General features: G+C 67.3%; 19 protein-coding genes. 7 read left to right on the top strand and 12 right to left on the bottom strand.

Annotated elements, in window-relative coordinates; translation table 11 throughout:
- Positions 1–50: 50 nt before the first annotated feature.
- The 8 genes from F0185_RS13410 to F0185_RS13375 are packed head-to-tail and all read right to left on the bottom strand — an operon-like array spanning position 51 to position 10,552.
- The gene (locus tag F0185_RS13410) at positions 51–1,382 is read right to left on the bottom strand and encodes an ATP-binding protein (protein ID WP_167225142.1); all 1,332 of its coding nucleotides are present in this window, start codon (positions 1,380–1,382) and stop codon (positions 51–53) included.
- Positions 1,379–3,193 (bottom strand): DAHL domain-containing sensor histidine kinase, encoded by a 1,815-nt coding sequence (locus F0185_RS13405; RefSeq protein ID WP_167225140.1) that lies wholly within the window; start codon positions 3,191–3,193, stop codon positions 1,379–1,381. Before F0185_RS13405 ends, F0185_RS13410 begins: the two co-directional genes overlap by 4 nt.
- The gene (locus F0185_RS13400; RefSeq protein WP_229476988.1) at positions 3,190–4,176 is read right to left on the bottom strand and encodes a cytochrome-c peroxidase; all 987 of its coding nucleotides are present in this window, start codon (positions 4,174–4,176) and stop codon (positions 3,190–3,192) included. Before F0185_RS13400 ends, F0185_RS13405 begins: the two co-directional genes overlap by 4 nt.
- Position 4,177: 1 nt before the next feature.
- On the bottom strand, positions 4,178–5,128 hold the full coding sequence (locus F0185_RS13395; RefSeq protein ID WP_229476986.1) for a sensor histidine kinase: 951 nt from the start codon (positions 5,126–5,128) through the stop codon (positions 4,178–4,180).
- Positions 5,109–7,307, bottom strand: a complete 2,199-nt coding sequence (locus tag F0185_RS13390) for an EAL domain-containing protein (protein ID WP_167225139.1) — start codon at positions 7,305–7,307, stop codon at positions 5,109–5,111. Before F0185_RS13390 ends, F0185_RS13395 begins: the two co-directional genes overlap by 20 nt.
- Positions 7,304–7,708: a response regulator transcription factor gene (locus tag F0185_RS13385; RefSeq protein ID WP_167225137.1), complete on the bottom strand. Its 405-nt coding sequence runs from the start codon at positions 7,706–7,708 to the stop codon at positions 7,304–7,306. Before F0185_RS13385 ends, F0185_RS13390 begins: the two co-directional genes overlap by 4 nt.
- 49 nt (positions 7,709–7,757) lie before the next feature.
- Positions 7,758–8,381, bottom strand: a complete 624-nt coding sequence (locus F0185_RS13380; RefSeq protein WP_167225135.1) for a response regulator transcription factor — start codon at positions 8,379–8,381, stop codon at positions 7,758–7,760.
- A complete protein-coding gene (locus tag F0185_RS13375) occupies positions 8,378–10,552 on the bottom strand; it encodes a sensor histidine kinase (RefSeq protein WP_229476984.1) in 2,175 nt (724 codons plus the stop codon). Before F0185_RS13375 ends, F0185_RS13380 begins: the two co-directional genes overlap by 4 nt.
- A 219-nt stretch (positions 10,553–10,771) precedes the next feature.
- Between F0185_RS13375 and F0185_RS13370 the strand changes: the two genes are divergently transcribed.
- Positions 10,772–12,406, top strand: a complete 1,635-nt coding sequence (locus F0185_RS13370) for an ATP-binding domain-containing protein (protein ID WP_167225131.1) — start codon at positions 10,772–10,774, stop codon at positions 12,404–12,406.
- A 58-nt stretch (positions 12,407–12,464) separates the two neighbouring features.
- On the opposite strand, the gene F0185_RS13365 is transcribed toward F0185_RS13370, so the two are convergent.
- The 4 genes from F0185_RS13365 to F0185_RS13350 form a co-directional block, all read right to left on the bottom strand.
- Positions 12,465–14,210 carry an amidohydrolase family protein gene (locus F0185_RS13365; RefSeq protein WP_167225129.1) on the bottom strand — a complete coding sequence of 582 codons (1,746 nt, stop codon included), beginning with the start codon at positions 14,208–14,210 and terminating at the stop codon, positions 12,465–12,467.
- On the bottom strand, positions 14,207–15,316 hold the full coding sequence (locus F0185_RS13360; RefSeq protein ID WP_167225127.1) for an NAD(P)/FAD-dependent oxidoreductase: 1,110 nt from the start codon (positions 15,314–15,316) through the stop codon (positions 14,207–14,209). The genes F0185_RS13365 and F0185_RS13360 overlap by 4 nt, the downstream gene beginning before the upstream one ends.
- On the bottom strand, positions 15,259–17,988 hold the full coding sequence (locus F0185_RS13355) for a hypothetical protein (RefSeq protein ID WP_167225125.1): 2,730 nt from the start codon (positions 17,986–17,988) through the stop codon (positions 15,259–15,261). Before F0185_RS13355 ends, F0185_RS13360 begins: the two co-directional genes overlap by 58 nt.
- A 106-nt stretch (positions 17,989–18,094) precedes the next feature.
- Positions 18,095–18,316 (bottom strand): hypothetical protein, encoded by a 222-nt coding sequence (locus tag F0185_RS13350; protein WP_167225123.1) that lies wholly within the window; start codon positions 18,314–18,316, stop codon positions 18,095–18,097.
- Positions 18,317–18,491: 175 nt separating this feature from the next.
- Here F0185_RS13350 and F0185_RS13345 point away from each other — a divergent pair, with 175 nt between their 5' ends.
- From F0185_RS13345 to F0185_RS13320, 6 genes are read left to right on the top strand one after another with little or no spacing between them, the layout of a single operon-like run.
- The gene (locus F0185_RS13345; RefSeq protein WP_167225121.1) at positions 18,492–21,092 is read left to right on the top strand and encodes a type VI secretion system Vgr family protein; all 2,601 of its coding nucleotides are present in this window, start codon (positions 18,492–18,494) and stop codon (positions 21,090–21,092) included.
- Positions 21,089–22,936, top strand: coding sequence for a T6SS effector phospholipase Tle3 domain-containing protein (locus F0185_RS13340; protein ID WP_167225119.1), 1,848 nt, complete (start codon positions 21,089–21,091; stop codon positions 22,934–22,936). Before F0185_RS13345 ends, F0185_RS13340 begins: the two co-directional genes overlap by 4 nt.
- Complete coding sequence (locus F0185_RS13335) at positions 22,933–23,121, top strand: hypothetical protein (RefSeq protein ID WP_167225117.1); 189 nt, start codon at positions 22,933–22,935, stop codon at positions 23,119–23,121. Before F0185_RS13340 ends, F0185_RS13335 begins: the two co-directional genes overlap by 4 nt.
- Positions 23,121–24,620: a type VI lipase adapter Tla3 domain-containing protein gene (locus F0185_RS13330; RefSeq protein ID WP_167225115.1), complete on the top strand. Its 1,500-nt coding sequence runs from the start codon at positions 23,121–23,123 to the stop codon at positions 24,618–24,620. The genes F0185_RS13335 and F0185_RS13330 overlap by 1 nt, the downstream gene beginning before the upstream one ends.
- Positions 24,620–24,880, top strand: a complete 261-nt coding sequence (locus tag F0185_RS13325; RefSeq protein WP_167225113.1) for a PAAR domain-containing protein — start codon at positions 24,620–24,622, stop codon at positions 24,878–24,880. The genes F0185_RS13330 and F0185_RS13325 overlap by 1 nt, the downstream gene beginning before the upstream one ends.
- A gap of 23 nt (positions 24,881–24,903) precedes the next feature.
- Positions 24,904–25,164: a hypothetical protein gene (locus tag F0185_RS13320; RefSeq protein WP_167225111.1), complete on the top strand. Its 261-nt coding sequence runs from the start codon at positions 24,904–24,906 to the stop codon at positions 25,162–25,164.
- Positions 25,165–25,241: the final 77 nt, after the last annotated feature.

Here is a 25,241-nt window from a genome sequence, read left to right as displayed (position 1 = left end):
ATGAGCAGAATGTCGCGTAAACGCCGCATGCCGGTAAAACAGGGCAGCCCTCATGCGCGCTGCGCCGCGGCCTGGCGCACCGGTAGCACCACGCGCACCATGGCGCCGCGCCCCTCGCCCGAGCTGGCCGCAATGCTCCCCTGGTGCGCCTGGACGATGCCGTACACCTGCGACAAGCCCAGTCCCATGCCCTGGCCGATGCGCTTGGTGGTGAAAAAGGGGTCGAAAATGAGCGGCAGGTGCTGCGCCCCGATGCCACAGCCGCTGTCCTCGACTTCGATCCAGACCTGGCCGTCCGCGCTGCCGGCGCGGACGGCCAGCGTGCCGGCGACCGCGCCGATCGCATCGAGCGCATTGGTCAACAGGCTCATGAACACCTGGTTGAGCTGCGCCGGACGGCAGTCGATGTCGGGCAGCACCCCGTAGCTGCGCTCGACGGCGATGCCCTGGCCAATGCGCGCCCCCAGCACCGTCAAGGTCGCCTCCAGGCAGACGCGCACGTCGGCGCGCGTCCATTCCTGCCCCGTATCCTCGGGCGCAAAGTCGCGCAAGCCTTTGACGATCCTGGCCACCCGCGCCAGCCCGGCGCGCGACTCGGCCATCAGGGCGGGCAAGTCGTCTTTCATGTAGCCCAGTTCGGCGCCATCGGCGGCGCCGGGAGCGCCCTCGAAGCGCGCCAGCAGGGCGCCCACGTAGCTCTCGAGCGTTTGCAGGTTCGAGCTCAGGAAGCCGAGCGGATTATTGATCTCGTGCGCCACCCCGGCGGCCAGGCGGCCGACGCTGGCCAGCTTTTCGGCTTGCGCCAGGCGTGCTTCGAGCTGCGCGCGGGCGGCCACTTCGCGGTCGAGCGCCGCCGTGCGCTCGCGCACCGCCTCGTCGAGCCGCCGCAATTCGCACGCCGCCGCCTGCGTGGCCGACCATTTTGCCGTCAGCATGGCCGCCAGTTGCACCACTTCGATGGCGTCGAACGGCTTTTTCAGGACCAGCAGGCGATCGCGCACGTCCAGCCGCGCCAGCAGGGCGTCCCATTCGTGGTCGGAATACGCGGTGCACAGGACCACCTGCAGTTGCGGGTCGTGCCGCCACAGGCGCGCAATGGTTTCGGCGCCGTCGATTCCGGGCGGCATGCGCATGTCGACGAAGGCCAGCGCATACGGCAGGCCGTCGGCGCAGGCGCGCCGCGCCAGCGCCACCCCTTCCTCGCCCTGGTAGGCCGAGTCGAGCACGAAGCCGGCCGCCGGCATGCTGCTGCTGCCGAACAGCTGCGTTTCCATGGCGTCCAGCTCGGACAGGGCCGGGCGCGCCGCCAGGATCTTGCGGAAATCCTCATGGATCGAGGGCATGTCGTCGATCAACAGGATGCGGCGATTCGCGTAACTCATGTACTGGCCTCCTCGGGCAGGGCTTGGCCGTCGGTCGGCAGGAACAGGGTGAAAGTGGCGCCGCAGCCCAGGCCGGCGCTATGAACGCTTAAACGGCCGCCCATCTCGCGCGCGGCCAGGGCGCAGCTGTGCAGGCCGAAGCCATGGCCGTCCTTGCGTGTGGTAAATCCATGGGCGAAGATGCGCGTCAGGTCGGCCGCCGCAATGCCCGTGCCGTGGTCGGCCACCTCGATGCGCAGGGCGCGCGCACCGGCCGCACCCAGGCGCACGGCGATGGCGGCGCGGCCGGGCCGCGGCGGCCGCGGCGTCGCCGCCATCGCCTGGCGCGCGTTGCTGAGCAGGTTCAGCAGGATCTGCAAGACCCGGTGCCGGTCCAGCAAGGCAGCCGGCACCTCCTCGAAGTCGGTGCCCAGCGCCACCTGGTCGTGCGCCAGCGCGGCGGCGCTCATGCCGATCGCCTCGTCGATCAGCTCGGCCGGGCGGCACAGTTCGACCAGGCAGGACGCCCCGGCATACGATTGCTGGGTGGCGACGATTTCCTTGACGTGCTCGAGCCAGCGCACCATGCTGTCGAGCTCCTCCAGCAAGGCGCGGCGCTCGGCGCCGATGGCGTCGGCCAGGCTGGCCAGGTAGGCCGGCAGGCAGCGCCCCTTGGCATCGTGCTCGAGAAACGCGCCCAGCCCCGCGCCCTGGGCCTGGATCAGGGCCACCGCCTTGTCCAGGCCGGCGCCGCGCGAATGGCGCAATTGCTGGCTGACCAGGCCGGCCGACACGCACACGCTGTTGAGCACATTGCCGACATTGTGCAGCACATTGGTCGCCACCTCGGCCATGCCGGCCTTGCGCGCCGCCTCGATCAGGCGCTGCTGCGCCTCGGCCAGTTCGGCCGTGCGCAGCTTGACGCGCGATTCGAGATGGTCGTTGGCATGCTGGAGTGCCTCGTTGCCGCGCCGTATGGTTGCGTGGCTGAGCAGCAGGCGCAGGGTCGCGTACAGCAGCAGCGCCACCAGGGCGGCGGCAAACAGCAGCAGGTAGAAGCGGTACTGCTGCAGTTGCTGCACCGCGCGCTCCTGGCCGGCGCCGAGGACGGCGCCGATGGCGTCGACCCGCTGCGCGGTCGGGGCGCGCACGATGCGCTCGAGCAGCGCACCGACCAGCGCGTGTTCGCGCAAGACGGTGCGCACATGCATGGCGAACAGGTCGATGCTCTGGGCGCTGTCCGGCGCCAGCCGGGGGCGCATGCGCGCCAGGCGCAGCAGCGCTTCCTCGATGGCGGCGGCCGGCGCCGCGCTGCCGCCCTGCTGGTGGATCAGGGTCGCGAGCAGGATCTCGAAGGCCAGCGCCGCGGCGCGCCGCTGCCGGGCACCGGCGCTGCCGATGTCGCGCGCCGCCTGCGGCAGGAAGGCCACCGAATTGTGCAGCACCGCATTGTGCGACTTGAAGGACTCGACCAGGCCGATCTTGGCCTGCAGCGCGCGCTGGTAGGCGGCGATGCTGGCGGCGCGCTGCGCCCCGCCCATCTCGGGCCGCGCCGCCAGCATGCGCAACTGCTGCGGCAGTGCGCGCAGCGCATGCACCGGGTCGACCAGCGGGTCGTAGGTCTGGTTCAGGCCGATTCGCGATTTCATGGCGCTGAGCTCCCAGTGGGCGTCGAGCTGCTTGATCTGGCTCAGCAGGGACAGGTCGTCGGCATACGCCGCCAGGTCGACGCTGCGCGTCTTGAACTGGAAGAACAGCAGCGCCGCGGCCAGCCCCAGCGCCACGCCGGCCAGCGGCGCCCAGGCCAGGCGCGGGCGGCGCGCCGCGCTCATGGCGCCGTCCCCGGCTTGCCGCTCAGGGTGCGCAGGAACAGGATGATGGCGGCCTTGTCGTCCTTCGAGCCGCGCCGTCCCAGCTGGTAGGTAAACATGGCGTCGACCGCCGCGTCCAGGGTCGGCGCCGAGGCATCGTGAAAATACGGCGCGGTCTCGGCCACATTGCGCAGACTCGGCACCTTGAACACCTGGCGGTCCTCGGCCAGGCCGGTCACGCCGAAGCGCCCCGGCGCGCCCGCGCCCGGCGGCAGTGCGCCCATCACACCGAATTTCTGGAACATGTTGCCGCCCACATTCACACCCTGGTGGCAGGCGACGCAGCCATACTGCTTGAACTTGGCGTAGCCGGCCTTTTCGGCGCTGCTGATGGCGCGCGCGTCGCCGCGCAGATAACGGTCGAAGCGCGAGGCGGGCGTGATCAGGGTGCGTTCGAAGCTGGCCAGGGCATCGACGATGGTGGCCTGGGTCACGCCGGCGCGGTAGGCGGCGCCGAACGCGCGCCGGTAGGCCGGGTCGGCGCCGATGCGCGCCACCACCTCCGGCCAGTGTCCGCCCATCTCGACCGGATCGGCCACCACGATCTCGATCTGGTGTTCCAGGGTATCGGCGCGCCCGTCCCAGAACTGCTTGAAATTGAAGGCGGCATTGAACACCGTCGGGGTATTGAGGGAGGTCAGGCGTCCCTTGATGCCGGCCGAGCGCGCGCGCGTGTCGGCGCCGTTGCGCGCCAGGTCGTGGCAGCTGGCGCAGGCCAGCTGGCGATTGCCCGACAGGCGCGTATCGGCGAACAGGCGCTGGCCGATGGCCGCGCGCGCCGGATCCTGGTGCAGCGACAGCGGCAAGGGCTTGATCGGCTCCTCGCCCAGCGCCGGGCCGGCCGCGGCGCGCGGCGCCAGCGCCAGCGCGGCCGCCGCGAGCAGGGCGAGCGTGCGCATCGAGCAAGCGCGCACCGAAGGGAGGCGAACCAGGGGGGCGCCCATCTCAGCACGCGGGGCCGGCTGGCGCGCCGCCCGCCACGCGCAGCGGCAGCAGCACGCGGAAGGTGCTGCCCTGGCCCAGGCTGGTCTCGACCTCGATCCGGCCGTGGTGTTCCTGCACGATGTCGCGCGCCAGCGCCAGGCCCAGGCCGGTGCCGACGCCGGCCGGCTTGGTGGTGAAAAAGGGCTCGAAAATGCGCGGCAGGTGTTCCGCCGCGATGCCGGCGCCGGTATCGCTCACCGACAGCCAGGCGCGCTCGCCCTGCACGCCGGTGCGCACGGTCAGGGTGCCGCGCCGGGCGCCCATGGCGTGGGTGGCATTGATGACCAGGTTCATCACCACCTGGTTCATCTGTTCCGGCGAGCAGTACACCGGGGGCAGTGCGCCGAACTCGCGCACCACGTCGGCGCGCTGGCGCACCAGGGTGCCGGCCACGGCCAGGGTGGCGTCGATGCCATGGTGCAGGTCGACCCAGCGCCAGCCGGCGCCGCCGTCGGTGCGCGCAAAGTCTTGCATGTTGCGCAAGATGGCGCGCACCCGCCCCAGGCCGCCGCAGGTTTCTTCCATCAGCGCCGGCAAGTCATGGCGCAGGCCGGCCAGCGTCGCTTCGCGGCGCAGGATCGCCAGGCGCGTGTCGTGCTCGGCGCCGCAGGGCTCGTATGGGTTCTGGCCGCGCTGCTGCACGATCCCCAGCAGCGCCTCGACATAGCCCTGCATGACGATGAAGTTGGAGAACACGCAGCCGAGCGGATTGCCGATCTCGTGCGCCGCGCTGGCGCTCAGATGGCCGACCGTGGCCAGCTTGTCGACCTGGCGCAGCTGTGCGCGCACCTCGGCCAGTTCGCAGCGCAAGGCCGCCACTTCCTCGTCGCGGCGCGGCGGCGCGGGCATGCCCGCGTCCTGCGCGCGGCCGGCTTCGCGCGGCGGCGCGCTGTCATGAAACATGGCGAACATGGTGCTCTCCTGGAGGAAGGGGGAAGACCGGCGGCGCGGCGGGACTGGCGTCGGCCAGTCCGTGCAGCTGCCAGTAGTGGCGGAATGCGCAACGGATGTGCTCGCGCAGGGTGTCGTTATCCCAGGGCTTGAGGTAGAAGCGGTACAAGGCGCCCTGGTTGACGGCGCCCAGGATGGAGTCGAGCTCGGTATGCCCGGACAGGATGATGCGCAGGCTGTCCGGGTAGATATCCTTGACGATGTCGAAAAACTCGGTGCCGCTCATGGCATCCATGCGCTGGTCGCACAGGATCACCTGCACCGTATTGACGGCCAGTAATTTGAGCGCATCGGCGGCGCTGGTGGCGCTCAGGATGCGGTAGCCGTCCGGGCGCAGCAGGCGCACCAGCGCCGACAGCACGCAAGTCTCGTCGTCCACCAGCAGCAGGGTCGGCTCGGTGGCGGGCGCGGCCGCCGGCAGCGCCAGGCCGCTGCGCTCGTCGAGCAGGCGGGCGAAGCCGTCGGCATTCAGGGGAGGGCTGAACAGGTAACCCTGGATCTGGTCGCAGCGGCGCCGGCCCAGATGGTGCAGCTGGCTGTCGGTTTCCACCCCTTCGGCGATCACTTCCAGGCCGAGGCCATGGCCCAGGGCGATGATGGCGTCGACCAGGGCGGCGTCGCTCGGGTTGCTGGTCACCTCGCGGATGAAGGCGATATCGATCTTGAGCGCGTCGACCGGAAAATGTTTGAGATAGGCCAGGCTCGAATAGCCGGTGCCGAAGTCGTCGATCGCGATGCGCACGCCCATCGCGCGCAGGGCGGCCAGGGTGCGCACGGTGCCGGCGGTGTCGCCCATCAGCGAGCTCTCGGTCACCTCCAGCGCCAGCAGGCCGGCCTCGACGCCGTGGCGCGCGAGGGCGGCCGCCACCACGGCCTCGACGGCGCCGCCGGCGAACTGGGCCCCCGCCACGTTGACCGCCACCGGCAGCGCGCCGTGGCTGCGCCGGCCCCACTCGGCCAGCTGGCGGCAAGCCTGGTCGATCACCCAGGTGCCCACCGGCACGATCAGGCCGGTTTCCTCGAGCAGCGGGATGAACTCGGACGGCGCCACCATGCCATGGCCGGGACGGTTCCAGCGCAGCAACGCTTCGGCGCCGCGCACGCGACCGCTGCTGATCTGCACTTTGGGCTGGTAGTACAGCTCGAACTGGCCTTGCTCGAGGGCCTGGCGCAAGGCGTTTTCAAGGGCGAAGCGGGCCTGGGTGCGGGCATTCATGGCGTCGGTGAAGAAGCAGCAGCCATCCTGGCCGTCCTGGGCGCCCTGATGCAGGGCCGTGCCGGCATCCTTGACCAGGGTGCTGGCAGGGTCGTCCGGGCCGGCCTGGCCCGGGCCGACCGCCACCCCGATGGCGGCCGCCAGGCTGGTGCTGCCGTGCGGCAGGTGGAACGGCTGGTCCAGCGCGGCGCGCACCCGCCGCACCGGCGCCAGCGCGTCGCGCGCCGTGGCCAGGCCGGTCAGCAGCAGGGCGAATTCATTGTTGCCGACGCGCGCGATCAGGCTGCCGGGCGGGGCGCACTGCGCCAAGCGCTGCGCGCACTGGCGCAGCACGGCGTCGCCAGCCACGTAGCCCAGGGTATCGTTGAGGCGCTTGAGGCCATCCAGGCCGACCAGCATGACCGCCGCCAGCGGCCCGCAGCCAGCCTGCAGGGCGCGTTCCAGCGAGCGCTCGAACAGGCTGCGGTTGGGCAGGCCGGTGAGCATGTCGTAGCAGGCCAGGCGCTGGCCGCGTTCGCGCGCTTCGGCATACAGCAGGCGCACGTCGAGCAGGTTATGCACGCGCGTGAGCAGCTCGGGGTGATTGAAGGGCTTGCAGATGAAGTCGCGCGCGCCGGCCTGCAGCGCCGCCAGCTTGTAGTCGCTTTCGCAGGACAGCACCAGCACCGGCAAGTAGCCGTCGCTGTCGATCAGCTTCAGGCGCGCCAGCACTTCGAAACCGCTCATCATCGGCATGTTGAGGTCGAGGATGATCAAGTCGTAATCGTGGGCCTGGTGCAGCGCGCAGACCGCGCGCGCATCGCTGCAGGTGGTGACGCTGGTGTAGCCGGCGGAGCCCAGCAGGACCTCGAGCAGCTCGAGATTGGCGCGGTGGTCGTCCACCACCAGGATGCGCGCGCCGAGCAGTGCGCCGGCGGCGATCATGGCCGCGCTCCGGCCGGCGGCGCGGCGAGCCAGTCCGCGCGCGCCCGCCCGAGGGCGTCGAGCAGCACCTGCTCGGCCATCGGTTTGCTCAGATAGGTCGCGCGCGGGTAAGCCAGCACGCGCGCCCGGGCCGCGGCCGAATGCTGGCCGGTCATCGCGATCACGCACAGCTGCGGGGCCAGTTGCGCCAGGCGCGCCTGCAACTGGTGGCCGTCGATGTCCGGCATGTGCAGGTCGAGGATGACGGCGCACGGCCACGGCTCGCGCATGGCCTCGAGCAGTTCGGCGCCGCCGGCGTAGGCGCGGGCCGCCAGCCCGGCCGAGTCGAGCAGGCGCAGCAGCGCGCAGCGAATGGTTTCTTCGTCGTCGACGATGGCAATCCAGGGTGTCGTGGTATCCATGCTTGCCACAGTAAGGCCAAAGCCGTGGCGCCGCTATGGGACCTTGGTCTTACTCGCCGGCCGCGCCGGCGCGCACGCAATCGATCTGGCGCACCAGGGCCGAGACCGAGCGCACTTGCATTTTTGCCATGACGCGCCCGCGATGCACCTTGACCGTCTTTTCGGCGGTGCCGAGGGCGGCGGCAATCTGCTTGTTGAGCGCGCCTTCGACCACCAGCTCCAGGACGTCGCGCTCGCGCGCCGTCAGGCTCGCCAGGCGCGCCAGGATGGCGGCGCGCTCGGCGCCGCGCCGCTGCGCCTCGCGGTTGCGCGCGAAAGCGAGTTCGATGGCGGCGATCAGGCGCTCGTCGTCGACCGGCTTGGTCAGGAAATCGGCGGCGCCGAGCTTCATGGCGCGGATTCCACTGTCGAGGTCGCCATGGCCTGTGAGAAAGATCACCGGCAGCATGCTGGCGCGCGCCGCCAGTTGCTGCTGCAGGGCCAGGCCGCCCATCTGCGGCATGTCCAGGTCGAGCACCAGGCAGCCCGCTTGCAGGGCGGCGCCGCTGTCGAGGAAGGCGTGCGGGCAGGAAAACGCCCGCACCGCATAGCCGGCCGCATCGAGCAAGCGCGTCAGGGCGGTCAGCACCAGCGCCTGGTCGTCCACCAGGAAGACGGTCTGGGCCGGCGTCATGGCAGTGGCGCGCGCAGCGGCAGGGACAGGTAAAAGGTGGCGCCCGGGCCGGCGTTGTTCTCGGCCCACAGGCGCCCGCCATGGGCCTGCGCGATGTTGCGGCAAATCGACAGTCCCAGGCCCATGCCGCTCGTCTTGGTGGTGAAGAAGGGCGTAAACAGCTGCGCCATCGCGGCCGGGGCGATGCCGGCGCCGCTGTCGCACACGCTCAGCAGCACCGTGCGCTCCGGCCCCAAGGCGCTGCGCAGCAGCACCAGGCTGTCGTCCTTGCCGCGCTCGGCCATGGCGTCGCAGGCATTGATCAGCAGATTGATCAGCACTTGCTGGAGCTGCACCTTGTCGGCGTCGACCACGGCCGCGCCCGCGCCCAGGTCGAGCGCCAGGATCACCCCATGGTTGATCAGGTCGTTGCGCAGCAGGTGCGCCACTTCCGCCACCAGGGTGTCGATGGCGACCGGCTGCGGCAGCGTTTCGCGCTTGTCGAACAGGCGCCGCAGGCGTTCGATGATCTGGCCGGCGCGCTCGTCTTCCGAGACGATGTCGGCCAGGATGGCGTGCACCTGGTCGAGGCGCGGCGGCTGCTGGCGCAGGTAGCGCAGGGCCGCCTGGGCATTGCTGAGGATGGACGTGAGCGGCTGGTTCAGTTCATGCGCCATGGCCCCGGTCAGCTCGCCCATCAGGGCCACGCGCGCCAGGTGGGTCACTTCCTTGCGCATCTGCTCGATGTCGAGTTCGGCGCGGCGGCGCGTGCTGATGTCGAACGAGACCCCGCGCAGCAGGCGCGCCTTGCCGCTCGCGTCGGCCTCCACATTGCCCTGCGAGCCGATCCAGCGCAAGCTGCCGTCCGGCAGTTCGATGCGGTACTCGGTCTCGTAGCGCTGGCGCGCGGCCAGCGCCTGCGCCAGGGTGGCCTGCACCCCGGCGCGGTCGTCCGGATGGATGCGCCGCATAAAGTCGTCGATGCCGACCTCGTGCGTGGGGTCGAAGGCGAACAGGACGCGCCAGTCGGGCGAGGTCCACAGCGCGCCGCTGTCGAGGTCGCGTACCCAGATCCCCAGCCGCGCCGCGCTGGCGGCCAGGGCCAGGCGTTCCTCGCTTTCGCGGCGCGCCGCGCGGGCGCCGTGCAGATCCTGGCCGGCGCGCGTCAGCGCCGTGCCCAGCTCGTTAGCTTCCCGGAAATACAAGGGGGGAATCGCCTGGCGCGCTTGCTGGCCGAGCGCATGCGCCGGTTCGACCAGGGCCTGGACCGAACTGGCGATCTGGCCGCCGATGCGCCAGGCCAGCGCCAGGCCGATGCCGAGCGCGCCCACGGTGGCGGCGATCAGCCAGCGCAGCGAGCGGTACAAGCCCTGCGTCAATTCATCGAGCGGAATGCCGACGATGGCGGTCCAGCCGGACGACGCGGAGCGGCTGAACACGGTATATACGCGGATGCCGTCCAGGGTCTGCGATTCGACCGCATCTTCCCTGTGCGCGGCCAGGCGCGCCTTGAGCGCGGGCGGGATTTCCTTGGCCAGGAATTTCTCGATGGCATGGCTGCGCGCCGCCACCAGGCCGTTGCGGTCGACCAGCGCCGCGCGCCAGTTGCCGGGCAAGCCTTGCACCTTCAGCACTTGCGCCAGCTGGGCATGGGTGGCGGTGGCATTGAGCGTCATCACGATGCTGCCGCCCTGCCGGATGGGCACGCCCATGGAATAGATATAGTCGCCGCTGAGCGGGCCGATGAACAGGTCCGACACCCCCGGCTGGCCGCTGGCAAGGATGCTGCGCAGCAACGGCGTGCTGCGCAGCTTGGGCAAGGCCTGGCCGAACGGGCGCCGGGTCGACATCAGCAGCGCGCCGTCGGCGCCGACCAGCACGATGCTGTCGGCGCGCATATTGACCAGGGCGCTGCGGGCGCGCGAATGAAAGCCGGCCAGGTCGCCCGCTTCCAGCATGCGCGAAGTGCCAAGTGCCTGCAGCGCCACGATGGTGCTGTCGAATTCGCGGTCGAGCGCGGCGGTGATGGCGCGCACCCGCGCGCGCGTGTCCTCGATCAGCTGGCGGCGTTCGGTGGCATACAGATTTTCGATCAGGAACACCCCGATCGCCGCCAGCGGCAACACCGAGCCGAGCACCAGCGCCGCCAGCCGCACCCGCACCCCGGGCGCGTTCGAAAGGTCGGCATGCATGGCGAGGCGCATCGGCAAATTCCAGTCGGGGAGGAAGTGCGGCGGATCCCCATTCAATCATAATTTGCAAGCCTGACGAAGCCATTTGTTGATATTTGTCACAATATTGCATGAAAGGGCAACAGGCGCCGGAGCGGCCGCGCGCGCGCACGCCTGCGTTCCGCCCCCCGCCGCGTTCTTGCAATATGATGGGAGGCACCACCACAACAACGCGCTTCCATGGCCCACATTCATCCCACCGGCTGGCAAGAAATGGCGGTCACCGGCAGCGCCGTGCGCGAGGTCGACACGCTGGGCTATCTCGAACGCACCCTGGGCGATGCCCCCTACCGCATCTACCACGGCGTGCACTGGACCAATGTCGAGAATGGCTTTTCCGCCTTCGGCGAGATCGACTTCATCGTCGTCGCGCCGAGCGGGCGCCTGCTGCTGATCGAGCAGAAATCGGGCTTGCTCAACGAAACGGCCGATGGCCTGGTCAAGCACTACGAGGGCAAGCCGCGCAAGGTCGCCAATCACCTGATGCGCTCCATCAAAGGCCTGACCGAGCGCTTCGGCGGCGAGCTGTCGATCGACTACCTGCTGTACTGCCCCGACTACCTGGTGCGTAGTCCGCAGCTGGCGGGGATCGACCCGCGCCACATCATCGACGCCACCAATAAAGACCGCCTGGCGCGGGTGATCCGCGAGATCCTGCCGATCACCGACAGCAAGCCGGGCGAGCAGTTCGAGAAAGTGACGCGCTTTCTCGGCAACATGCTCAGCCTGCGGCCCGATCCGAGCGCCATGATCGGCAATGCGGCGGCCATGGTTACGCGCCTGTCCGGTGGGCTGGCGACCTGGGCGCGCAAGCTGGAATTTACCCCGTTCCGCCTGCGCGTGTCCGGCACCGCCGGCAGCGGCAAGACCCAGCTGGCGCTGGCCGAATACGCGGGGGCCATCGACGCCGGCCTGTCGCCCCTGTACGTGTGCTACAACCGGCCGCTGGCCGACCATATCGGGCAAGTCGTTCCCGCCGGCGGACGGGTGGCGACCTTCCACATGCTCAGCGACGCCTTCCTGCGCGCCCAGGGCCACATCCCCGACTACGCCGCGCCCGGCGTGTGGGACCAGATCGAAGCGCGCATGGCCGGCGCCGCCCTGCCGGAGAGCTGGAAATACGATGTGCTGATCGTCGACGAGGGCCAGGATTTTTCGCTGGCCTGGCGCGATATCCTGCTGCGCATGCTCAAGGACGAGGGCCGCGCCATCTGGCTGGAAGACCCCAACCAGAACCTGTACGGCCGTCCCACGGTGCCGCTGCCGGGCTGGGTCACCTTGCATTCGGACACCAACTTCCGCAGCCCGCGCCAGATTATCGACATGCTGGCCTCGATCGGCGCCGTCCATCCGCCGGTCCAGGCCGGTAGTCCCTTCAAGGGCGCCGAGATCGAGGAGCTGATGTATCCGGAAGGCGACACCGAGGCCATGCTGGCGCAGACGCGGCGCGCTGTCACCCTGTGCCTGGGCGCCGGCTTCGCGCGCCACGATATCGCCATCGCCTCGTTCCGCGGCCGCGACAAGTCGGCCATCCTGCGCCTCGACAAGCTCAGCGAGGCGCACACGCTCAGGTCCTTCACCGGCCAATACGACCTGTTCGGCACCCCGATCTACCGCGAGGGCGGCTTGCTGGCCGAATCGGTGTACCGCTTCAAGGGCCAGTCGGCGCCGGCGGTGATTTTCACCGAGATCGACTTCGAACAGATCGACGAACTGGTCCTGCGCAAGCTGTTCGTGGGCATGACGCGCGCCAGGCTCAAGCTGGTACTGGTGCTCAGCGAGCGGGCCGGACAGCAGTTGCTGGACCGGATGTAAGCGCACGCCAACGCGCGTCTGGCCAGTATCGCAGTCCCATCCTGTATCAGGCCGGGCGTCAAAGACGGTCCAGCGTCTGCATCCATGGCGGCGTCGGCACCTGCCAGCGCGCATAAAATGCCTCCAGCCGCTGCCGTGTCGTGCTCACTTGCCCGGGCGCCGGCGCCGTCTTTCGCAGTTTGAAGCAGCGCACCGCCGTGTCATAAAACACCGCGTGCCGGGCCGGTTTCGCCGGGTCCGCATCGAACGACTCCACGAAGCGAGCCAGCGCGTGCGGATAGCCGGCCCAGCCGCGCATCTTGGCCATCATGTGCCAGTCGGTGCCGTACATCAGGCGCCGATACGTCAACTCCGTACCGCTCTTGCTTAGCGGACCGCTGAGCAGCTTGCGTGCGCGCTCGACATCGTCGCCGGTTCCCATCAACTCGGTCCGATAGGCCAGGTCGGCGTACACGTTTTTCCCTTCATCCCTGCCCATCAACGCGACGAATTGATCCGGCCAGCGATCTTCCCCGGCATAGTGGTTGCCGCCGAAATGCGCCGCATGGATCGATAGATTCGGAAATGCCCTGGCCACTGCGCCCCAGTTGACCGGGCCCGGCAAGGCATCGTGTTGCCTGTCGCGGCCCATCGAGTGCGAGGTATGGGACATGACGGGGACGCCGTATTTTTCGCACAGCGCAAACAGTGCGGCCATCCGCTTGCGGACTTCCTCGCCGTCGGGGAATTTGAAGTCGCCACAAATCTTCGGATCGCCGCCCAGCGGCAGGAAACCCATCGGCGGATACACCTTGACCCCCACGAACCCGCGATCGCGAATGGCTTCTTCCACCAGCGTCAGCGACGCATTATTGTTCAGGATATCGGTCCATGGGTTGTAGCAGACGATCGGCAGCACGTAGCCGCCCGAGAGGACCGCCAGCTGTTCGTGCAGCAGCATCTGGTCGCGCTTGGACGAGATCGTGTCCGGGCAGCCGAGCCAGTGGTCGAAATCGACCATCGACGGGAAACAAGCGTCGACGCCGGCGGCGCTGTCATCAACCGAATAGCCACGCTGGAACTTGCGCAAGTTGTGGTGGCGCGGCGATAGCATGACGCCAATGAATGCGATGATGCTTCCTGGATCGTCGCGCTCCAGGTCCGGGTCGACCAGGCCATCGAGCGGACTGCCGAACTCGCGGTCAACCGCTCTTGACAGCCGGTCCAGGTCGCGCGAAATCGGCGGTCCGGTCAGCTTGTTGGCGTGCCCCCCCAGCCGTCGGCTCCGGTAGCGCACATCGGCTTCGTCGAGCGAGCGCCCGAAATCGCTGTCCCTGGCGGCGCTGACAATCCCGGCCACGATGCGCTGCTGGTGCTGTGTGATATCGGCATCGATCAGGCCGACCAGCGCTTGCTGGGCCGCGCCTGGCGCAAGGCCAAGCGCATGTGCATGTGCCAACAGCGTGGCGATCTTGTCCATTTCGTCGGCGCACGAAATGGCGAGGCGGTTCGCAAGCGCTTCCACTACCGGCGCCGCCGCCCTGACAGCGGCCTGCAGGGCTTCCGGAAATTCGTGCGCAATCGGACCTGCCAGGTAGCCCTTGACCGGGACATCGGTTGCATTGAAGAAATGGGCGTGCACGTCGAACAGCAGCGGGATCGACTTGGGCGCAATCCGCGCCGGCTTGAACGGAAACTGCCCGCTCGGCTGGAGAGCGACCGCTGGCCGGCCCGGTAGGGGGCAACTACAGCCGGCTAAGGGAAACATCGCCCCGAACGAGGTTTTCAGCAACAGACGGCGCTTGGCGCTGGCACGGATTTTCATAGGCCTCCTGACGGTGAAGAAACGAATCGCCCGTCCAGGATGGCAATTCCCTGACGGGCGTAGTAGCTGCCCAGTTCGCCGCATGCTTCTTCGTGGCGCGCCACAAACCAAGCGTCGTAGTCGGCCCACAGCCATGCTGCGAGAGCGGGCGACGCTGCACTGTCGAGCACTGTCGCGGCAGCCGCGATCCCGGATTCGAGCGCGTTGACGATTCCTTGCCCCCACGCAGGGTCGAGCCGGCCGGCGGCTTCGCCGGCCATCAGGATACCGCGCGCGGCCAGCGGACGGGTCAGCTTCCAGCTGGCGTCGAAGGCGCTCACCGAGCCAGGAACCGAGCAGCGTGCAAGCTGCGTCGTGGTGTCGTGCGGCGCTGCGCGAACATGCAAGCTGGTCCACGTCACCGCGCCACTTGCGGCAGTGGCGAACCAGGACCAGCCATCGGCACGGCCTTCGAAGCGGGTTGCGCCGCGCATGGGAAAGGCCGCGTCGGCATCGATGAGGCCGGTATGCACCACGAACGCCGGCGAACACGGCCTCGACACGTGGCCCAGCCGGCGCGCCAGCACCCGCGCATAGCCGGTCGCGTCGATGACCGCGCGCGCATGCAGTTGCGCGCCACTCCTGGTAATCACGCCCACCACATGGCCATCGTCGACAATGACATCGCCGACCGGGTCGAAGTAGACTGGAATTCCAGCTTGCATCGCGATGTTCAACAACTCTTGGTCGAATTTTTCGCGCTTGACGTGGTAGCCGTAGACCGGCAGCGGCCCGTAGGCGGAAAACGTGTGGGTGGCCGAGCCTGACGCAATCCGGTCGAACAGGGCCTCGGTGCAGGCGTCAAGTACCGGCGCGGCGCCCAGCTGTGCCAGTAGTGGCATGGCTTTCGGGTGCAGGCTTTGCATCGGGCTGGGTCGGGTGCGCGCCGGCAGTGGCGACCTGGTCACGATGCAAGCTTGCAGTCCCCCTTGCACGCATGTGATGGCAGCAGCCAAGCCGGCCGGACCGGCGCCCGCAATCACGACGTCGCAGGCGCGCAGCGCCGCCATCAAGGCACATGCCAGGAGGAAGGCCCAGGGCCGCCGGGCGCCTGGATGGCGGTCCACGCCAGCTTCCAGTCATCCGGATTCGCACTTGTTTGCGCCAGTTGGCAAACGAATACCCTCTTGCAACTGGCGATGCGGCGCGTACTCGCTTTGCCGGCAGCGTCTCTGCAAGCGCTGGCGCCCTCCGCAAAGACGAAGAGCATCCCGCGGCCGGACACGGGGCCGAGCCGCGACGTGGTTGCCCAGAGCTTGTCGTTCCCGACCATCTGCTTCGGGATGCCATGGCCGAGGGCGCCGAGGTTCCAGTCCGGCACAAGCTCGGCACTGACCAGCCACAACTCCGACAGCCGGACCTGCTTCAAGGGCACGTAGGGTGGCAAGTAGCGAATACATGTGCGCAGCGCGCCCATGCGGCCGATCAGCTCCTCGGCCTTGATGTTTTGCAGCGCATCCATGCGCATCGTATTGTGTTCGCTGAAAAAATTGCGAACATAGTCTGCACGGCCAATATCGGTGAAATTGACTTCCAGTACGCCATTGTCGACAATGAGAAACGGGCCGCACTCGCCATCCCACCCGGTCGAGGCCGGCAAGAGCTGGTCTTGTACGGCCGGACTTGTGCTGTGTATTCCCAGCTCGCTGTCGAGCAGGGGAACCGCGGTCGGCGGTCGACGGGTAAACGTCCTGGTGACCGCTGACGGCGCCAGCGTGTACACGCCTTCCAGGCTGGGCGAAAAGGTGCGTGCGGCATCGGGTGAAGAGGCCGGCCACATGCCATTGGCCGCAGCGCACAGTTTCATATCTTCCGGAAAAGGCGAGCCCAGACCGAAGGACGCGAAATAGAACTGGTTGTTGGTGCCCGTATTCGAATACGTGATGTCCCATCCAGGCGCAAACACATTCGATGCCGTGTCGGGCAGGGAGTTGGTGCTCTCGTAGTCGCGCAACACGTGCAGCTTGGGAGCCACCGCTGCCGCCGATACCACCGCCGTCACCGTTAACGCCGTATCGGGGCGGATCGTCTCGCCTTTCGGGAAGCGCAGTGGAAACGCGCGTCCCATCGTCCCGGGGAGCAGCAGGTGCGGGTTGGCCCGGACCCGGGCGCCGCTGACCGTTTCGGTGCCACCCTCCAGGAAATGATCATCGTATTTGTTGAGGTCGATGCCATCAACCGACTGCAGGAAATCGGGGGCCGAGACGAGTGAAAAGGCGGGCAGGAACGGCCGGGCCAGCAGTTGCTCGAAGTTGAGCGCAGCGGCATTCGGCATGCACTGCGCCGGCGACAGGTCCGCGCTGACGCAGCCGTCGCACAGATTATCCTGGAACAGTGCGGCCCAGTAATTCCCTGTTTTGATCTTCCCTTCCCAGTCCGCTACGCCGCAGCCGGGTCCCAGGTAGGTCACCGATTCGCCATCGGATTCGGATACCTGGTAGCGGATGTTCACGAAGGTCGGCCCGTTGCGCGGCGCGACGAAGCTGGTGTTGGTGCGGATGCCGCTAAACACGATGTCGTCCACGCCAAAGCCCACGGCTTCCCGCACCGGATTTTCGATCACCTTGAGCGTGGTGTAGCGCCGGTTGCTGATCTTGTTGTTGTACTCACCGTAGAATGCGGGCACGCGAAAACGCAGGCGTTCGCGCTTGCCGTTGATACGCTGGGCGGCTTCGCGCACCATCGGCGCCGGGAAAGGTTCCAGCAATACCGACGAGGCAACGGGCACCAGCGATACGAGTTGCTGGTCGGTGCCGAAGGTATTGTCGCGCTGGAGCGGGGATGTGCTTGCGGTCGTGCTGCAGGTAACACGCAGAAACGGGGGCTGGGTTCCCTGGAATGCCACGGTCGCGGGTAGCACCAGAGGTTCATCACCGATTACCCGCATGCTGAGCAGGCGTGCCAGTTTCTCGTCGCGGTGGTACTGCTTGAAAATCACTTGGCGGCCTTGCAACAGCGGATCGCCGGTGACGATTTTGCGCACCGGCAGCAGGAACTGATAGCTCCAGTCGCGCAAGTGCTCGCCAATAAAATGGGCCTTGTCCTGCTCGACTACCTGCGCCAGGAACAGCGCGAAGCGGGCGGGCGTCACAGACGCGTTCTGGGTCCCGCTCAGGCCAGGCTCTTCCGGCGCGGGGATATTGCTGAAGCGGCGATGCTGCCTGTCCCAATGGTGGCGCGTCGTGCCGACCCGGCTGACCCCGGTGCGCGAGTACACCATGTCGGCGTGATGCCTGTGCGGCGTCTTTGCACCCGGCCGGAATTCGTAGGCGAACACGGCGATTGCATACTTGTCGAGGTCAAGGATGCTGTCATCCAGCGGCGCGGCGACGACGATGTAATTTTCAAGGTCTTCCAGCTGCGCCAGGGATGCATAATGATCCTTGGGCGTACCCGAGGGCAGCCTGACGCGCGGACTGGCTAGCGCAAAGTACAGCAAGCTCAGAGCTGGTTTGCCGGGTTCGATCAGGCGCTTGCCACCAAAGTCTTCGAAACCCGCGACCGAGCGGATCTTTGCCAGTTCTTTTCCAGAATAGATGCGCAGCAAGCTCGGGGCAGCGTCGTCCAGCCTGGCGGGGATGAGGATATTGAGCGACGTCGACAAGAAGGAGCGCCAGGGCGTGGCGCTGTCGAGCCAAATAAGCAGCGCATCCATCTGTGCTGCCAACGCCGGGCCGACATCGGGCAGTTCCAGATCAGGCCGGGGCGGCGTCACCGCACATGCGCTCACTGCGCCCAAGGCGGCGACAGTGGCGATGAATTCTCTTCGCAGCATAGGTGTCCCTCCAGGAGTTAATCTCAGGAAAGCAAATAGAGAATATGATGGAATTGTCGAATAGTAAACATTAATTAGGACTTTCCAGATGATCGACGTGGCGGCGCAACATCAGACGCGCAATCTCGCCCATCTCCGGCACTGTCCCAGGCGAACCGCTCAATCTGGATATGTCGTCGTCGATGGCGGCATAGTGCAAGTTTGGCGTCGTCGCCTGCACATTCATGTGCCGAACACGCAAGCGCGGCGAATTCCCGATGCTTGCGGCGCGATCCCACACAAACAGACTCATCTGTTGTTTTGCAGCATCGGCCCATCCCGGGCGCCGGCAGGGGCGTGCACCCGGCAGCGCCTACTTGCACGTAAATACACACCAATTATTTTTCAGCAATAAAACTGACAGTCAACGCGTTGTTCAGTTACTATGGTTTGTGGTTATATAACGCCTGATTGAGGATGCAATTCTTATGGGTAGTATTTCTGCGGCGGTAGCGGCAATGGCGCTCAGCCGGCAACACAATCGCCTCATGCGCCTGACCTTTCCGCACGCGGACGGGCCGGACGATGTGCTGCTGGCCAACCGCCTCGAGGCGCGCGAGGAACTTTCGCGCGACTTCGAGTACACCGTCGAAGTGCTGTCCGATAACGCCAGCATCGCCCTCAAGGACGTGCAGGGCAAGATGGTCACCATCGAACTGGTGCGCGGCGACGGCACCCTGCGCTACTTCAACGGCTACGTGTTCGCCTTCCAGCTCAGCCGCACCGACGGCAGCGTGGCGTTTTACTCGATGGTCCTGAAACCCTGGCTGGCCTACCTCAAGCTGCGCCGCGACAACTACGTTTTCCACGACACCACGCTGCGCGAGCAGACCACCAGCATCTTCGACGATTACGGCACCCATCCCGACTGGGATTGCCGCCTGCGCGCGCCCGAGCCGCGCATGACCATGGCGTGCCAGTTCGCCGAAGACGACCACAATTACCTGCACCGGCGCTGGGAAGCGGCCGGCTGGCATTACTGGTACGAACACAGCGCCAGCGGGCACAAGCTGGTGCTGTCGGACGACTCGCCCCAGGCCGCGCCGATCGACGGCAAGCCGGAAGTGCGCTTCCAGCGCCACGGCGGCGCGCTGGAAGAAGATGCGATCGGCGAATGGTCGCCCGTGCGCGACCTGGTCGCGGCCAGCATCGCGCTGTCGAGCTTCGACTTCAAGCATCCCCATCCGGCCCATGTCGACGTCCCGACCGTGAACCTGCAGGGCACCGTGCTCAAGATCGAATCCTACGAGTACACCGGCGCCTACGGTTTTCCCGACAGCGCCGCCGGCGCCGACCAGGCCCGCCTGCGCATGGAAGAAACCGAAGCGAGCGGCAAGCATTTTTCCGCGCGCGGGAACAACCGCTTCAGCATGCCGGGCCGCAGCTTCCGCCTGGACGGACATTTCCACGACGACGCCGACGGCGCCGGCCAGAACGAATTCCTGATCGTCGGCGTGCATCATTCGATCAGCAACAATTATCTGCAGCAGGTCGATACGCCGGCCGAGTACAGCAACCGCTTCACCTGCATCCGCAAGCGTATTGCCTGGCGTCCGGGACGCGGCTACAACAGCCGCGCCACGCGCATCCTGGCGCCGCAGACGGCCACCGTGGTCACCCCGGGCGGCGACGATGTGTTTACCGATGCCTACGGCCGCGTGCGGGTGCAGTTCCACTGGGACCGCGTGGGCGGCAACGATGAACGCAGCTCGGCCTGGCTGCGGGTGTCGAGCCCCTGGGCCGGCGCCGAACTGGGCGCGCATGCGATTCCGCGCAAAGGCCAGGAAGTGGTGGTGGTCTGGCTCGACGGCAACCCCGACCGGCCCATCATTTCGGGCGCGGTCTACAACGAAAACAATATGCCGCCGTGGAAGGTGGCGGACCAGAAAGCCCTGATGGGCATCCGCAGCCGCGAACTGACGCCAGGCGGCGGCAATACGGCCGGCGGGCGCAGCAACCATCTGGTGCTGGACGACTCGGGCGGGCAGATCCAGGCCCAGCTCAAAAGCGACCATCAGCATAGCCAGCTGTCGCTCGGCCATATCACCCGCATCGAAGACAACCTGGGCCGCAAGGACAGTCGTGGCGAAGGCTTCGCGCTGGAAACCAACGGCGCCGGCGCCCTGCGCGCCTCGCGCGGCCTGCTGCTCTCGACCGACGGGCGCACGCGCGCCGTCGGCGGCACCTTGAGCCGCGACGAGCTGGTGCGTTGCCTGGAGCAGGCGCTCGACCTGGCCAGGAGCTTGGGCGAGGCCGCCGAGCAACATGAAGGCGGCGCGCGCGATTCCAAGCCGCAAGAGTCGCTGACCGAGGCGGTAAGCGCGCTCGGCCACGGCAGCGGCGACGAAAGCGCCGCCAAAGGCCGCATGCCGGGCGGGGCGCCGGTCATCGCGATCACGGCCGCGGCCGGCATCGCCAGCGCCACGCCGATGGACCAGACCCACTTCGCCGGCAAGAACATGGACACGGTGGCGCGCCACAACCAGCAGCACTACGCCGGCCAGTCGATCCTGCACACGGCCGGCAAGGATATCGAACAGTTCGCGCTCGACGGCGACATCCGCAGCATCGCCAACAAGGGCAAGCTGATCCAGCAAGCCCAGCACAACGCCATCGAGATCACGGCCGACAAGAGCGTCACCGTGCTCTCGACCAAGGAGCACATCCTGATGGCGGCCGAGAAGCACATCACGCTCACCAGCGGCGGCGCCTATATCAAACTGTCGGGCGGGAATATCGACATCGTTTGTCCGGGCAAGCTGACCTTCAAGTCGGCGTCGCGCTTGTTTACCGGGCCGGGCAACATGAAGCAGGACATGCCGGCCTTCGAGGTGGGCGACACCGGGCGCAAGTTCATGCTGCACCGCGATGGCGACCAGCTCGACAAACTGGATAACCATAACTATCAAATCAAGCTCGACGACGGCCAGCTTATCGAAGGCAAGACCGGCAAGGATGGCTTGACCACACTGGCGGAGAAAGACGTGATGCGGATCGCCGACATCAAGGTCTGGAAGGACAAGGCATGAACGAGCAGGACAATCTGGTCGTCCCCGGCAATGAAGAACAGATCCTGCTGACCAGCAAGTCGACAGCGGGCATTCCGATCAAGCGCAGCATGCCCTGCATCACCATCCTGGTACACGGCGTCAACGATGTGGGCGAAGCCTTCGCCAGGCAGGAAGCCGGCCTGTGCGCGGGCCTGAACACGCGCCTGCAGCGCCAGGATATCCTGGCCGGCGAGTGGGCCTTGCCGCCGCAGAAAAAAACCGGCGACTATGGCGCGCAGGACGTCCATCCCGATCCCGACAAGGTGTATTTCCAGCGCAAGCCCGACCAGGGCACCTCGTCGGTGATCCCGTTTTACTGGGGGTTTCGCGAAGAGAGCGCGCAGGCCGACACCGAACAGCCGCACAAGGAATACCTGGACCGCTACGGCAACCGCCTCGACAAGCGCTTCGGCAAGAACGGCGGGCCGTTCGCCAACGCCACCACGAATATTCCCGACATGTTCGGCGAAGGTTTCCGGCGCAACTGGGCGATCCGGCGCGCCGATCCGGACGACGGCACCCATCCACTGCTGAGCGCGCCGCCAAGGACCTACATGGTGCTGGCGGCCCAGCGCCTGGCCGCGCTGCTGCGCATCATCCGCAAGAAGTCGCCCAACGAGCCGGTCAACATCATCGCGCACAGCCAGGGCTGCTTCGTCACCCTGCTGGCGCACGCCATGCTGGGCAAGGAAGGCGCCGGCGTCAAGGCCGATACGGTGGTGCTCAACAATCCGCCATACAGCCTCGAAGAACCGTTCATCGAAACCTTCCAGACCGGCGGCGAGCAGCAGACCGCGCATGCGCGCGAAGAAACCCTGCGCAAGATCGTGGCCGATTTCATGACCACCGCGCCGGCCAGCGTGCCCGCTTTTGCCAGCCTCAAGACCGAGGGCGAGGGCGTGGTCGGGCGCCTGTGGGAAGCGGCCGCCAGACTGGAGCGCGACAACCGCGGCAAGGTGTTCCTCTACTTCAGCCCGGACGACGCCACCGTCGGCCTGCCCAACATCCAGGGCATCGGCTGGTGGGGCGTGTACGAAGCCATGCGCCAGAAGCTGGGTAGCCGCTTTTACCAGCGCATGTTCGCTTCGCCCCTGGGCAAGAATGCCGACGCCCCGCCGGTCGGCAGCGCGCCCTACGACTACAAGATCCACTTCAAGTGGAATGTCGGCCATACCTTCGGGCGCAAGCGCTTCATCAACGCCGAGCCGCTGCACGCGCCGTTCATCCCCGAGATGGGCGCCGCCGAGCTGCAGAACGGCCCCATCGACGCGGCCATCGGCGCCACCAGTCCCTACACCAAAAAAAGCCAGGAAGGCATGTTGCCGGGCGAGACGGCGGAACAGGCCAAGGCGCGCTGGATGAATCGCGAAGGGGAAAATTCTTACCATTCGAGCATCGTCAGCAATGCCATGCACAGCCAGAAGGCGGTCGCTTACGATGTCTGCATCGGCATCAGCGACATTCTCAAGACCAATGACCTGAAATGGATCACGTTCTTGCGCGCGGCGGCCGACTGGCGCACCAACTGGCATGGCGTGGTCGACGACAGATCGCTCGACAGCGCCGCGTTTGCGGCGCCGGCGCCGGACATCGTCGCCATGCTCAACGGCGAGATCGGCGCCGCCGAACGCGACGTCATCAATGGCAATTTCCACTACCATTCGGCTGACGGTTTGCATCCGGGCAAGCTGCCGGCGTTCACCGATGCCTGCACCGTGACAACCCTGGCCCCGTTCGTGATTTCGGAAACAACCCAGCAGCGCTTCGAGGAAAACCAGCGCCGCAACCAACAACATGCCTTTCCCCGTGGAGGACAACATTGAAGCTCGTTCAACATCGCACATCCCGCCTGCCGTCGGCGCGCAGGGTCTTGCCGGCCCTCGCCATCATGGGGGTGTTGCTGTCGGCCAGCGGCTGCTTCACGGCCTTTACCCCGAAACGCGAATTCTGCACCGGCGACCCCAAGGATACCTCGCTGCCGCTATGTAAGCCGAAGGCGCCCCAGTAATGTCCCGGACGGCGCCGCCGCCCCTGGCAAGGAGGGCCCCGCGCGCCTGGGCGCTCGCCGCCTTGCTCGCCGCGCCCGCCTGGGGCGCCGCGCCGACCCTCATCAACAAGATGGACCCTCTTATGTCGCAGACGCAAACAGGCAGCACATTTCCGCCGATCGAGTCGCTCGAACTGGTCGGCGTCGGCGTTGCTGTCGAAACCTGGCGCAACCACCCCGACTATCCCAAGGCCAACCTGTGGCAGGCGGTGCAGGACAGCAACGGCAGCTACATCGTCTCGCAAGACCCGAAACAATATCCGAAGACCTTGCCGGAATGGCAGATGATGGCGTCCAAGCGCAACCTGGACACGATCGACGCCGCGGTGCGCGAATTCATGGACCGCTATCCGCTGCCGATCTCGGTGGTCGCGCCTTCCTTCGGCGAGCCGGACGAAGGCCCGGCACGCGAACTGAGCCGCAAGTCGAACGCGCACAGCGTGGTCGTCACCACGGTCGGCGGCCCGTACACCGCGCCGGGCTCGTTCCGCGAATTGCTGACCCAGAGCGGGCAGGTGCTCAACTCCTATCTGAACGACGAGCCCGACGCGCTGTGGCAAACCCTGTTCGCCACCTTCGAGCAAAATGCGGACGTGCCGGCCATCGGCGTGGCCGCCAAGGACAGCGCCATGCACCGCGCCCTGAGCTTCAAGCGCAGCGATCCGCCGCGCTACGAGAAACTGGCGGCCGAGCAGGTCTACCGCCCCAAGCAGGCGCGCGTGGTCAGCGACAGCTTTGCCATGCTGGTGCTGGCGCAGCGCGCGCGCGTGGAGCGCCTGCGTCCGTTCGCCCCGTTCGTGACCGATACCATGGTGGTCAAGAATCGCGGCGGCCGTTTTTCGCGCAACTGGTCGGAGTTTGCCGGCTGGAAGAAAAATCCGCCCACGCCGTTTGTCCCGACCCCATTCCTGGCCAAGCCCTGGACCGCCTTCCAGGTCGCGCAGTTCGACCACCTGGAACACTTCGGCACGGTGCACCGCCCGCTGGTGGTGTCCTACCTCGACGACGCCGGCAAGCCGGTCAAGGCGCTTGAAAAAGCCGCGCGCATGCAAAGCGCCCTGCGCGCCGCGCTGGCCCCGCTGGGCGGCAAGCCGCCGGCGCGCATTTTCTACGACTACGGCAGCGTCTGGGACGACCGCCGCAGCGGCGAGCGCTTCGTGCCGCTGGTGCAGGGCCTGCACGCCATCGATGACGACATCGACCTGCTCGACCCCAAGCGCGGCTTCGACCTGGCGCGCATCCTGGGCGACACCGGCGCCGCCAGCGCGTTTGTGGGCGTGGCGCTGGCCTCGATGGCGGGACGCCAGAGCGGCGGCGCCACCCTGGTGGCCAACCTGCGCCGCAACGATGGCGCCACCTTGCTGCTGGTCACGCCGCCATCGGCCGAACAGATGACAAACGACGCGGCCGTCAAGCGCCCGTACTTCCCGTCCACCGCCGGCGTGAAGGATACCTTCTGATGGAGCGTCCTGTTTGCTGCGAAGGCGACATGACCACCCACGGCGGCAAGGTCATCAAGGCCAGCGGCAGCTTTACCATCGACGGTCGGCGCGTGGCCCGCGTGGGCGACCTGGTCAGCTGCCCGCTGCACGGCGTCAACCCGATCATCGAGGGCGATGGCGCGACCCTGGACGAAGCGATCCCGCTTACCTTGCACGGCCACAAGAGCGCCTGCACCAGCATGGTCATCTGCACCGTGAACGCCATCGTCGATGCCTGAGCCACTCACCCCGGAACCGTCCCATGTCCACCAACAGCACTGAAACCTACCAGCAGGACGACCTGGGCGGCGTGCTAGCCAGCCCGTCCGGCGCCGAGCACCTGGCCCCGCTGCGCCCCGAACCACTGGCGGTGGTGGTGGTCGCCGCCGAGGCGCCCAGGCCCGCCAGCGGCGCCGGCGTGCCGCCAGCGGCGCCCGAACCGGCGGGGCGGGTGCTGCAAGTCGTGGTCGGCGCCACTGTGCTCGGCTGCGCCGCCGCCGGCCTGTTTGCCTGGCTTCGCTGAGCCGGTCACCGCGCCTGGGCCTGGCGGCGTCACACGCCCGTAGTTCCCTTTTGCCAAAGGCGTGAAAGACAGCGCCC

The sequence above is a fragment of the Massilia rubra genome (assembly GCF_011682065.1).
Classification (GTDB): domain Bacteria; phylum Pseudomonadota; class Gammaproteobacteria; order Burkholderiales; family Burkholderiaceae_D; genus Telluria_A; species Telluria_A rubra.
Note: the sequence above shows the minus strand (reverse complement) of the source record. Positions and strands in the feature narration are given on the sequence as shown.